This is a genomic window from Caballeronia sp. (assembly GCF_028292365.1).
In the GTDB taxonomy this organism is placed as follows: domain Bacteria; phylum Pseudomonadota; class Gammaproteobacteria; order Burkholderiales; family Burkholderiaceae; genus Caballeronia.
On the sequence record NZ_JAQGMM010000010.1, the window covers coordinates 1 to 11,205 of the forward strand.

Sequence of the window (11,205 nt, forward strand, 5' to 3'; positions counted from 1 at the left end):
AGGTCAACGTCGAAACCCATCAGCTTGTCGGTGGCCGGGTCCTTGTATTCGAACGGCGGATAGTTCGGCACGATGGCCGCAACCAGCGTGCTCTTGCCGATCGACGGCGGTGTCCCGGCATGTGCCAGAGGCATGTGCAACGCCGTCGCGCCGGTGACGAGCGCGGCAAGCTGGCGAAAGCGAAGGGAAACATTCATTGAAACTCGCTGAAGAAAAAAAGTCAGTCCGGGTTCCAGCGGCGCTGAAATCACGAACAAAAATCAGGAAAGTACGGCCGAAATGAAATCCTGCGTGCGTCGATGCTGGGGATTTGACAGCACCTGTTCAGGCGTGCCGCTCTCCACGACCTGCCCCTGGTCCATGAACACAATGCGATTGGCCACTTCACGCGCGAAGCCGAGTTCATGCGTGACGACGATCATCGTCATGCCGCTCTTGGCGAGGTCGCGCATCACGGCCAGCACTTCGCCAACCAGCTCCGGGTCAAGCGCCGAGGTGGGTTCATCGAAGAGCATGAGTTGGGGATGCATGGCAAGCGCCCGTGCAATAGCCACGCGCTGTTGCTGTCCACCCGAAAGTTCCACTGGGAACGCATCGCACTTATGAGCAAGGCCGACGCGTTCGAGCAGCGCACGCGCTTCTTCAATCGCCTCCGGGCGACGCCGTTTGAGCACCTGCACCGGCCCTTCAATCACGTTCTCCAGCACGGTCTTGTGCGGAAACAGGTTGAAGCGCTGGAACACCATGCCGGTCGCGAGCCGCTGACGCGCGATCTGTTTCTCCGACAACGCATACAGTTTGTTCCCCACGCGCCGGTAACCTACCCGTTCGCCGTTGACCCACAACGCACCGTCGTTGATCTCTTCGAGTTGATTGATGCAGCGCAGGAACGTGCTCTTGCCGGAACCGGACGGTCCAATCACGCACAGCACTTCGCCTTTTGGAATGTCGAGCGTGATGCCTTGCAACGCCTTGAAATCGCCATAGGACTTGCGCACGTCGACGGCACGAACGATTGAACCGATTGAACTCATGGGGAGTGCTTCCTTATGATTCGCCGGGTTCATTGACGGCCCGACGGACGACCCGCGCCGCGTGCGTAAAACCGCTCCACGCGCGACTGCATGAACGACAGCACTGTCACCACCACGAGATACCAGATACCCGCGACCATCAGCAACTCGATCACCCGGGCATTGGCGTAGTAGATGTTCTCCGCGTTATGCAGCATCTCCGCGTACTGGATCACGCTCGCGAGTGACGTGAGCTTGACCATGCCCACGAGTTCATTACCGATAGGCGGCACGATCACGCGCATTGCCTGCGGCAAGATCACGCGGCGCAGCGCTTGCAGCCTCGGCATGCCGATGGACTTTGCTGCTTCGTACTGGCCCGTATCTACCGAGAGCAAACCGGCGCGGACCACTTCCGATGTATACGCGCCCTGGTTGATACCGAGCCCAAGCAACGCAGCAAGGAAAGGCGTCATGACGTCGACGGTGCGAAACTCGAAGAGCCCGGGTAGGCCTATTGTCGGAAACACCAGCGCGAGGTTGAACCACAGCAGCAGTTGCAGGATCACCGGCGTGCCGCGAAACAGCCAAACGTAGGCTTGCGCGACGGTCTGCAACACCGGGTTGGTCGACAGTCGCATGATCGCGGTGATGACGCCCAGCGCGACCCCCAGTGCCATCGCAAGCACCGTCATGACGATGGTGTTAACGAGGCCCGTGAGTATCGATTTAGCCGTGAGGAAGCGCGCGACATAACGCCATTCGATCTGCCCATGCGCGAACGCCAACCCGATGTAGACCACGATCGCCAGAATCACGGCTGACGCTAAATAACGCCCCCAATGACGTCGACGCACGTATTCCAGTTGCGTGGAATCCGTTTCTATCGCGCCATCCGATGTCAGATCGTTGGAAGCGCTCAGCATGTCGGTCCACCGTATGAAGTGGCCCATGCCAATTGCTTATCAAGCGCCGTCTGCAAACGCGTGATCTGCTCGGCTACACGCACCGGCGCGGTGCCGCCGTAGCCACTGCGCGCCGCCACGGCTGCCTCGAGCGTCACGTGGTCCAGCACCGCCGGTTTCAGCCGTGCGTCGACTTTTGCCAGCGTCGCGGCCGATACCTCGGCGAGTCCAATGCCCTGCTCCTCGCAGACTTGCACCAACGCGCCGGTGATCTCATGGGCTTCACTGAACGGCACGCCGCGCAGCGCGAGCCAGTCGGCAACTTCGGTGGCGAGCGTGAATCCGAGCGGCGCCTGACGGCGCATTTCATCCACGTTCACGCGCATCGTGCGGATCATGCCGGCCATTGCGGGCAGCACGAGTTCGAGGGTATCGACGCAATCGAACGCCGCGATCTTGTCTTCCGCGAGATCGCGGTTATAGGCGAGCGGCAGCGACTTAAGTGTTGCGAGCAAGCCGCTGAGGTTGCCGATCAAGCGCCCCGCTTTTCCACGCGTCAACTCTGCGATATCCGAGTTTTTCTTCTGCGGCATGATCGAACTGCCGGTCGCATAACCGTCGTCGAGTACGACCCAGCCGAACTGGCGAGAGGTCCAGAGAATGACTTCCTCCGAGAGCCGCGACAGGTTTACCGACAACATGCTCGCGATGAACACGAACTCCGCAACATGGTCGCGCGAAGCGACGGCATCGATGGAGTTTTCGCACGGGCCGTCGTAGCCGAGTTCCGCCGCCGACAACTCCGGCCGCCGGCAGATTGCGGAACCCGCCAGCGCTGCTGCGCCCAATGGCGAGCGCGCGCTGCGGCGATCCCAATCCACCAAACGATCGACATCGCGATAGATCGACTGGGCATGCGCGAGCAAGTGATGCGCGAACACAATCGGTTGCGCCGGCTGCAAATGCGTGAACCCTGCGCTCACGCTATGCACGTGTGCGTTCGCTTGCTCGATTAATGCATTCTGCAAATCGATGACCGCTTGCGCCAGCGTGCGCGCCTTGTCGCGCAGGAAGAGGCGCAGGTCGTTCGCTGCCTGGTCGTTGCGCGAACGGCCGGCGCGCAATTTGCCCCCGGTCGCGCCCAGGCGTTGCGTCAGTTCCCGTTCGAGGAAGGTATGCACGTCTTCATCGTCGAGCGTCGGACCGACCTCGCCTGCCAGGAACTGCGCTTCCAGCCGGTCCATTTCGCTTAGCAGTTGCTGCAGCTCGCCGGCCGTCAGAATTTCGGCGCGTCTAAGCTCTTGCGCATGCGCACGTGAGCCCGCCAGGTCATAGGGCGCTAAGCGAAAGAAGCTCGGGTCGGAGCGCGACAGCGCTGTCAGTGCGGGCGCGGGGCCAGTCTTGAAGCGTCCACCCCACAGCCGGTCTGAATGTTGGGTCATGCAAAAACTCCCTGGAAGTGGATGGTTTGAATGCGGGTGTATTAGTGCGGTATATCGGCGGCGCGGCGCTCGTTGAAAGGCTCATTGCACCCTTCTTGCGCTTTCCAGCGGGCAAGAAGCCTTAACTTTCGAGTCGATTTTATGAACGCCAATTTCCCAGCGACAAACGGTAAAATCTCATGGTTACCATGCACAACTTGCATAAATGAAAATCGAACGCTACCCGCCGTTCAATGTGCTGCAATCGCTGCTGGTTGTCGCTCGTTGCGGTAATTTCACGGCGGCATCGCAGCAGTTGTTCCTCAGCCAGAGCGCGGTGAGCCGGCATATCCAGCAGATCGAGGAGTATTTCGGCTGCGCATTATTCGTGCGGCACACGCGGATGGTGGTGCCGACGGCGGAGTGCCAGCGGCTTGTGCCTATCGTGGAAGAGCTGCTTGCAACCGCGCGCCGGTCGATGCATATCATCAGCACGGGCGGCCAGACCATCACGCTGCGGGTCACGCCTACACTCGCCGCGCGCTGGCTGCTGCCGCGCCTTCCCGACTTCTATGCAGAGGTGCCGGGCACGCAGTTGAACATCGACACCGCCTGGTTCCTGCCGACTAATTTCGGCGAAGGCACGCTCGATGCGGCGATCCTGTTTGGCAATGGACGCTGGGAAGGACTCGAGGCAACCAGCCTGATGCGCGAACGATTGACGCCCGTGTGTTCGCCGCAGACCGCGCATGGCCCGCATCCCTTGGCACGGCCTGCCGATTTGAAACATCACACGCTGCTGCATTCGAGCTTCGGCAGGCGCGGCTGGATGTTATGGCTGCAGCAGGAAAGCGATGAACTGGCGTCGCATACGTATCGCGAGCAGGTGTTCGACACGCTCGACCTCGCGTTTGGCGCGGCTGTGCGAGGTCATGGCGTAGCGCTGGGGGACTTGAACCTGGTGCAGGAGAACCTGGCGAGCGGCGCGCTGGTGGCGCCGTTTGAACGCGTGCTTGAAACAGGTTCAGGGTATTACCTCGTGCATCCGCCGCGTAATGAGTATCGGGAGAAATTGAAACCGCTGCTCGCGTGGCTGCTGGGGATTGGGGCGGGATAAATCCGAACGGCAAGCGGTGGGCGGATGTTGTCGCCGGTCGTGATTTTTTGAAGTCCTAACTTAACGTTCGCAGTTTTCAGAGATGAGTGACTTCGGCAGATCAGCGTCGGGCCCAGTTCGGCCCAATAGCTGCCGTCCGAAGTAGTCGACGGAAATTACCTGAAACCCGGTTCCGCCGCACCCTGTGGCCGCTCGCAATCACCCTCTGAGTTGTCGCGGTATATCTGTCAATCCGACCGCCCGCCGCGAGACCTCAGGCCGTTGGTGATAGCACGAACGTCACGACCGCGTCGACGAATTCCCGCGGAAACTCAACGTTTGAGAGATGTACCGCGGGTAGCACCAACAACGTCGCGCCTGGAATACTCTTCGCCATTTGCACACCGTAACTCGCTGCCGTCACCGTATCGTGCTCGCCCGCGATCACCAGCGTCGGCCGTGTAATGCGCCCGATATCCTCTCGCAAGTCGGTTTCCTGCACGGCGCGCCACGAACCGACCAGGCCATGGCGGTTGGTTGCGAGCAGCATCGCACGGTATGTTTCCACCACTGGATCAGGCGTCTCGAACATACTCGCTGGAAACCAGTTGCGCAGGAACGTCTCGGCTGTACCGGTCATGTCGTCGGCCTGGAGAGCCTCGGCGATTGGCGCATCAAACCTGTCCGCTGGTCCAAGATAGGGCGCTGTATTGCTGAGCACGAGCCGGTCGATCCGCTCCGGCGCGTGCACGCCTAGCCACTGCCCGACGATGCCTCCCAGCGAGAGCCCCAGGAAATGCGCTCGCGTGATGTCGAGCGTATCCATCAGTTCGAGAGCATCCTGCCCCAGTCGCTCAAGGGAGTACGGCCCTGCAGGAACGCTCGACGCACCATGTCCGCGGGCGTCGTAGCGCAGTACTGAGAAATGACGGCTTAGCTCAGGAACTTGCCCGTCCCACATGCGTAGCGTCGTGCCAATGGAATTGGATAGCACCAGCACGGGTTTGTTGTCGTGGCCATCCATCCGGTAGGCAATGTGTGCATTGTCGGATGTCGTGAAGTAGGAAAAATTGTCCATGAAACTCTCTCAAAGAGACGCCGGTTCGCGTGGCACATCTGGCCGCATGTCGTGACGGCGCAGGTCCATGGCCTGGAGTATGGACAATGTCGAGTTCCGATAAAATTACAAAATCCGGACACTCTCTGTCAGAAAACATGACATGAACGATTTCGCTCTGCATGATCTGAAATGCTTCGATGCCGTGATCCGCACGGGCAGTTTCCAGGCTGCAGCGGCTGCCTTGCATCGATCCCACCCAGCCGTATTTGCTGCAGTGGCGAGGCTCGAAAGTCAGGCGGGTCTGAACCTGCTCGATCGCGGCGGCTACCGCGTAAAGCTAAGTGATGCGGGGCGGTCATTCCATGAACGCATGCAGCCGCTGCTGTGCGAAGCCGAGGGTTTGCGTCAATTCGCGACGCAATTGGCCATGGGTGAAGAGAGCGAACTGCATGTAGTGCTAGGCGACCTGTGCCCACGCCCGGCTGTGCTCGGGCTACTTGCGCGCTTCTTCGCGAAGTCTCTGCACACGCGACTGCATCTGCATTTCGAGACGGTTGGCGGTCCGATCGAGCGCCTCAAGGCTCGCGACGCCGACCTGATGTTTCACCGCGTCGACATGACGGACCCGCAATTGGAGTGGATTGCGCTTTGCAAGGTTCGGCTGATTCCTGTGGCCGCTCCGAGCCTGCTGCCGGTGTCGGTGTCGCTGGCCAGGACACTGCGCCCGGAACATCTACGCGACTACACGCAATGTGTCATGCGCGATTCGGCTCGCGTGCCACGTGACGAGAGTTTTTTGGTAGTCGAGGGGGCCCACCAGATCACGGTCGCGGACCAGTTCATGAAGAAGGATGTCATTTTGCAGGGCCTCGCATGGGGACATCTGCCGGACTTCCTGATCGACGGGGAAATGCGTAGCGGCGCGCTCAAGTCCATTGCCGGCAGGTACTTCCCCGGCCACACGGAAATGGTGGTTGCCGCTCGACGCAGCGACGGGGCACACGGTCCAGTCGCCCAGCGACTGTGGGCGTATTTGCAAGCGAACGCGCCTATAGCCCCCTCTCTCTATCATGAACGAGTACAAAGGTAGGCGGCCTGCCGAAGGAGCGATCTGCCATTGAATGGATTCTTCTCCCAAATGCGCGGTCCACGGCCGTCAAGCTATCAGTTGGGCACCTTTTCCTCGGATCGTAGCGTTAAGACCTGTACGCCATTTTGGGTCACGGCCACGGTGTGTTCAAACTGCGCCGACAGTTGCCCATCGCGCGTGACCACCGTCCAGCCGTCTTCTTCGGTTTGAACAGAACGTCGCCCTTGGTTGACCATGGGTTCGATGGTGAACACCATGCCTTCCTGCAACAACAAACCCGTCTGAGGTTTTCCCCAATGCAGCACTTGCGGATCCTCGTGCATTTCACGGCCGATGCCATGTCCGCAATATTCCCTTACGACCGAATAGCCGCTTCTGCGCGCGTGCCGCTCAATGGCATGACCTACATCGCCAAGTCTGGCTCCGGGGCGAACGGCCTTGATCCCTTTCCACATCGCCTCGTAGGTCACTTGCACGAGCCGTTTAGCCAGTGGAGACACCTCTCCCACAAGATAGGTCTTACTGGAATCAGCGATGTAGCCATTCTTCTCCAGCGTAATGTCGAAATTAACGATGTCACCGCTTTGCAGGATGTCTGTCGTGGAGGGAACACCGTGACAAACGACATTGTTGCGTGAAGCGTTAAGCGCGTAGGCGTAGCCGTACTGCCCTTTGCTTGCCGGGCGTGCCTTGAGTTCGTTGACGATGAGGTTATCGATCAGATCGTTGACCTGCATGGTAGACATGCCGATCAAGCTCATTTGATCCAGATAGCCAAATACATCCGCCAGCAACTGGCCCGACTCCGCCATCAATGCGATTTCTTCGGGTCGCTTGGTCATGTCAATGCCACCTTGACGGCTTGCGCCACGACGCCTGCGGCTCTCAGTTCGCGGGTAGCTATCTCATTGAAACTCAGCGTCGGATTCAGTTCGCACAACATGCCGACCTTGATCCAGAAGGCCGCTTGCGCGTTGATCGACCGGCATGACACTGCGCTTGCCTTACGTATCTGGTCGTGCAAGTCGTCGTCGATGTTCACAATGCCCACGTCACTCTCCATATATGAAACGCATACTAAACGTATACGAATCATATATTCAAACCGCCTGACAAGACAAGTGCTTTACGACATCCGATACGCCAGTTTGCAGATATCAGCGACTTCGAAGCGCCGACCAATTCAGAAGGTATGTGGGTATGCTTCGCGCGATAGAAGCCAAATCTCCGCCTTACCCTGTTGTCCTGTTTCGACGCCCGCTACGTCTACGAACTGGTGGTGAGCAGATGACCAGTATTATCAGACATCCCAAACACCGAGAAATATATGCTGCTCCGAGCAAGTATCTGCGCCATCACCGACAACGCGTGTGAAGTTGACCTGGCGGAGTCTTGGCTTCGCGAAAACAGAGCGCACCTGAGTTACGTTTCCGACATGAACGGTTGTGGTTGCTGCATATTTTTGTGGGACATCGAAGGACCATCGGACGTGGTCAAAACCATCCCCGCCCAACTAGTCTCAGGCGGTGAATGGGCTTCATCGGGAACCAACCCAAAAGGATGACTTAGGTCGTACGCTGCCGATTGCCGATAGGCAGTGAACGGCCATGAACGGTCTCTCAGAATCGATTCGAGAACGTCCGTTCATGAGAGGCGATCCGCCTTTCGCAAACTCGCGCCAAACCATGCCAAGCGAATCTGGCGCAAGTAGGACCGAGCGCAAAAAACTGACCCTTACATAGCCAGAATTTCCCTCACCGCACTATCGATAAACTTGACGTCGACAGCGTTAGCCGCAGGCCCACCCGCAAAATGCCCCCACACCGACTCGATAGGCCGCAACTGCGCATTAGGCATCTTGGAAACCTCATACTCGCTATCTTCCGGCGGAAAATACAGATCCGTGCGCCCTGGCATCACAATAGCCTTTGCAGTGATACTGTCCAACGCCCGATTGAAATCTCCCTCATAAAGCGAATTCGAGGAAATATCACCGTACTGCCAGCTCCACATCATCGACAAAATATTGTTCGCGTCCTTCTTCAGGAAATCGCCCTCCCAGAACTGGGTAATAAAGTCCTCAAGCGAGCCATATCCCATCGCTTCCATGTCCAGCCGTTGACGCAGAAACGCCTGCGAAAATCCCCACCCGGCAAACACGCGCGCAGCAGCGCGCATGCCGCGCGTCGGCGGTGTATCGTAGAAACCGTCCTTGAACGCGGGGTCCAGCAGCAACGGCGCCTTCAGGCCTTCGATAAACACAAAGTTGTGCCGCGAGCACCGAGCCGCCCCGCAAAACGGCAGAATGCGCTCGACCATCCCCGGATACATCGCGGCCCAATGGAACGCCTGCATCGCGCCCATCGACCAGCCCGTGACGAGTCTGAGCGACTCGACGCCGAACTTCTCGGTCACAAGGCGATACTGCATCGCGACGTTGTCGTAGAGCGTTACGTGCGGAAAGCGGCCACGATCATAGGGCGGCGGATTGTTGCTCGGCGAACTCGATACACCGTTGCCAAACATATTCGGCACGATGATGAAGTACTCACGCGGATCAAGCCCCATGTGCTCGCCAATCAGCCACTCATTGTCGACATGGCTGCCGCTATAGAACGTCGGATAGACAATCACGTTGTCGCGCGCCGCGTTCAGCCGGCCATACGTCTTGTAGCTGAGCCACATGTCAGGCAGCGTTGCGCCGGACTGCAGCACGACGCGGCCGAGATCGAAAGTTTCGAAGTCCGTCACTTGGAGCCTCACATTTAATTGATGACGACGTTAAGGAATTTTCGGGTGCGCTCGTGCGTCGGGTTGTCGATGACCTGCTCAGGCGGCCCTTGCTCGATCACTTCACCTTCATCCATGAAGACGACGCGGTCCGCGACATCGCGGGCAAAGCGGATCTCGTGCGTGACCACGATCATCGTCATGCCGGTATCGGCTAACCCGCGCATCACGCCAAGCACTTCGCCGACGAGTTCGGGATCGAGCGCGGAAGTAGGTTCGTCGAAGAGCATCAACTTGGGCTTGATCGCGAGCGCACGTGCAATTGCCACGCGCTGCTGCTGTCCGCCCGATAACCGATGCGGCAGAAAATCCGCATGCGTGGCCAGGCCCACGCTTTTCAATAGCTCGCGGCCGAGCGCTTGCGCCTCGGCGCGGGGCACGTCATAGACCTGTCGCTGCGCTTCAACGATATTGTCCAGCGCACTCAAATGACTGAAGAGATTGAAATGCTGGAACACCATCCCCACGCGCGCTTCGGCGCGGGCACGCGCGAGGTTATGCAGGGGGCGCACCGTGCCGCCGCCGCCTGGTATCTCGCGATAACCAACATACTGCGAATCGACCTTTATCGTTCCCCAGTCGAGCGGTTCGAGATGGTTGATGAGCTTGAGCAGCGTGCTTTTACCGGAACCGCTCGGGCCCAGGATCACGACCACTTCGCCATGCGCGATCGACAGGTCGACGCCGCGCAGAATCTCGCGCTTGCCATACGATTTCCAGACGTTCTTGCACGCGACAAACGGTTCATCGGAATGTCGCGGCGTGCGGCTCCCGATGGGCAGAAGCGTCCCTATCCACGTATGATCGTTCGCGAGCGGCGGCTCTTTGACGGTGGCCTGCGAAACAACCGACGCTTCCGGTTTCGAATCGCGCGTCGATGCGCGCAGCCCGAACCATGAGAACGTGATCTTCTGTTCGCGCTCGTGATCGAAGAGACGTTCGAGCCACACCTGGACCAGCGAGATCCCGCTCGTCAGTAACAGATAAATAACCGCAGCCGCGCCGAACACGGTAAAGAACTTGAAGTTTTGCCCGACGATCTGTTGTGAGCGAAACGTCAGTTCGTTGACGAAGATCACCGATGCGATCGAGGTCAGCTTCAACATGCCGATAGTGTCGTTGGCGAGACCCGGGATCACCGCTCGCATCGATTGCGGCAGGATGATGCGACGTAACGTGAGCAACGGTCCCATGCCGAGCGCGGCGGCCGCGGTCGATTGTGAACGGTTCACTGACAGGATTCCGGCACGAAAAAGTTCAGCGCTGAACGCAGCTTCGTTCAATGCAAAGCCGATAACCGCGGTCGTGATCTCATCGAAACGCAAACCGATCAGCGGCAACGCGTCGAAGATGAACACGAGTTGCAGCAGTTGCGGTGTGCCGCGCACGAACCAGATATAACCCCACGCAACTGAGTTCAAGCTCTTGAACCGCGACAGCCGCATCAACGCGAGACCGAGCCCAAGCACCAGCCCGGTCGACATAGCAATCAGCGTGATCTTCACCGCGACCCATGCGCCGCCGAGCAGGAACGGCGAACCGACATAACCGGCCAACTCCCTGAAACCGTCGACCATCTCAACGCCCGTGAGTCCAGCAGCCCTCGCGGGGTGCCATACGAGCATGACAAGCATGCCGAGGACACCGGCAATTTTAAGTTTGATACGCAATGCATTCATTTCCGAACCCGCTCCGTGACGCCACCGGCACACCAGGCGGTGTGCCGCGCAGGCAGCCTCTATTGAATAAGCAGCGTGGTCGGAGTTTCCAGCGACGGATCGACTCCGTACTGTGGGAAGGTCTTCTTTTGCGTCTGGTTGGCCTGCATGA

The 11,205-nt window shown here is 58.9% G+C and carries 10 protein-coding genes and 1 pseudogene; 2 read left to right on the top strand and 9 right to left on the bottom strand.

Annotation, left to right across the window (positions count from 1 at the left end; translation table 11 throughout):
- The 4 genes and pseudogenes from JWR14_RS00390 to argH form a co-directional block, all read right to left on the bottom strand.
- Positions 1–197 (bottom strand): annotated as a pseudogene (locus JWR14_RS00390) (ABC transporter substrate-binding protein); the annotation flags it as partial.
- A 63-nt stretch (positions 198–260) separates the two neighbouring features.
- Positions 261–1,067: an amino acid ABC transporter ATP-binding protein gene (locus JWR14_RS00395; protein WP_299699422.1), complete on the bottom strand. Its 807-nt coding sequence runs from the start codon at positions 1,065–1,067 to the stop codon at positions 261–263.
- Positions 1,064–1,939 (bottom strand): amino acid ABC transporter permease, encoded by an 876-nt coding sequence (locus JWR14_RS00400; protein ID WP_299699424.1) that lies wholly within the window; start codon positions 1,937–1,939, stop codon positions 1,064–1,066. The genes JWR14_RS00395 and JWR14_RS00400 overlap by 4 nt, the downstream gene beginning before the upstream one ends.
- Complete coding sequence (argH, locus tag JWR14_RS00405) at positions 1,933–3,360, bottom strand: argininosuccinate lyase (protein WP_299699426.1); 1,428 nt, start codon at positions 3,358–3,360, stop codon at positions 1,933–1,935. The genes JWR14_RS00400 and argH overlap by 7 nt, the downstream gene beginning before the upstream one ends.
- 205 nt (positions 3,361–3,565) lie before the next feature.
- Here argH and JWR14_RS00410 point away from each other — a divergent pair, with 205 nt between their 5' ends.
- Positions 3,566–4,456: a LysR substrate-binding domain-containing protein gene (locus JWR14_RS00410; RefSeq protein ID WP_299699428.1), complete on the top strand. Its 891-nt coding sequence runs from the start codon at positions 3,566–3,568 to the stop codon at positions 4,454–4,456.
- A 253-nt stretch (positions 4,457–4,709) separates the two neighbouring features.
- On the opposite strand, the gene JWR14_RS00415 is transcribed toward JWR14_RS00410, so the two are convergent.
- Positions 4,710–5,513 carry an alpha/beta fold hydrolase gene (locus JWR14_RS00415; protein WP_299699430.1) on the bottom strand — a complete coding sequence of 268 codons (804 nt, stop codon included), beginning with the start codon at positions 5,511–5,513 and terminating at the stop codon, positions 4,710–4,712.
- Between the two features lie 142 nt (positions 5,514–5,655).
- Between JWR14_RS00415 and JWR14_RS00420 the strand changes: the two genes are divergently transcribed.
- Positions 5,656–6,585, top strand: a complete 930-nt coding sequence (locus JWR14_RS00420) for a LysR family transcriptional regulator (RefSeq protein WP_299699432.1) — start codon at positions 5,656–5,658, stop codon at positions 6,583–6,585.
- Positions 6,586–6,659: 74 nt separating this feature from the next.
- Here the strand turns inward: JWR14_RS00420 and map are convergent, their stop codons facing one another.
- The 4 genes from map to JWR14_RS00440 form a co-directional block, all read right to left on the bottom strand.
- Entirely contained in the window at positions 6,660–7,427 is a 768-nt protein-coding gene (map, locus tag JWR14_RS00425; RefSeq protein WP_299699434.1) for a type I methionyl aminopeptidase, read from the bottom strand.
- Entirely contained in the window at positions 7,424–7,636 is a 213-nt protein-coding gene (locus tag JWR14_RS00430; protein WP_299699436.1) for a ParD-like family protein, read from the bottom strand. The genes map and JWR14_RS00430 overlap by 4 nt, the downstream gene beginning before the upstream one ends.
- Before the next feature lie 683 nt (positions 7,637–8,319).
- Positions 8,320–9,336: an alpha/beta fold hydrolase gene (locus JWR14_RS00435; protein ID WP_213768607.1), complete on the bottom strand. Its 1,017-nt coding sequence runs from the start codon at positions 9,334–9,336 to the stop codon at positions 8,320–8,322.
- Between the two features lie 14 nt (positions 9,337–9,350).
- A complete protein-coding gene (locus tag JWR14_RS00440) occupies positions 9,351–11,054 on the bottom strand; it encodes an amino acid ABC transporter permease/ATP-binding protein (RefSeq protein WP_299699440.1) in 1,704 nt (567 codons plus the stop codon).
- Positions 11,055–11,205: the final 151 nt, after the last annotated feature.

Coding starts and splice junctions, on each gene's coding strand:
- JWR14_RS00395 (WP_299699422.1), bottom strand. CDS start 1,067: ATGAACCCGGCGAATCATAAGGAAGCACTCCCCATGAGTTCAATCGGT.
- JWR14_RS00400 (WP_299699424.1), bottom strand. CDS start 1,939: ATGCTGAGCGCTTCCAACGATCTGACATCGGATGGCGCGATAGAAACG.
- argH (WP_299699426.1), bottom strand. CDS start 3,360: ATGACCCAACATTCAGACCGGCTGTGGGGTGGACGCTTCAAGACTGGC.
- JWR14_RS00410 (WP_299699428.1), top strand. CDS start 3,566: ATGAAAATCGAACGCTACCCGCCGTTCAATGTGCTGCAATCGCTGCTG.
- JWR14_RS00415 (WP_299699430.1), bottom strand. CDS start 5,513: ATGGACAATTTTTCCTACTTCACGACATCCGACAATGCACACATTGCC.
- JWR14_RS00420 (WP_299699432.1), top strand. CDS start 5,656: ATGAACGATTTCGCTCTGCATGATCTGAAATGCTTCGATGCCGTGATC.
- map (WP_299699434.1), bottom strand. CDS start 7,427: ATGACCAAGCGACCCGAAGAAATCGCATTGATGGCGGAGTCGGGCCAG.
- JWR14_RS00440 (WP_299699440.1), bottom strand. CDS start 11,054: ATGAATGCATTGCGTATCAAACTTAAAATTGCCGGTGTCCTCGGCATG.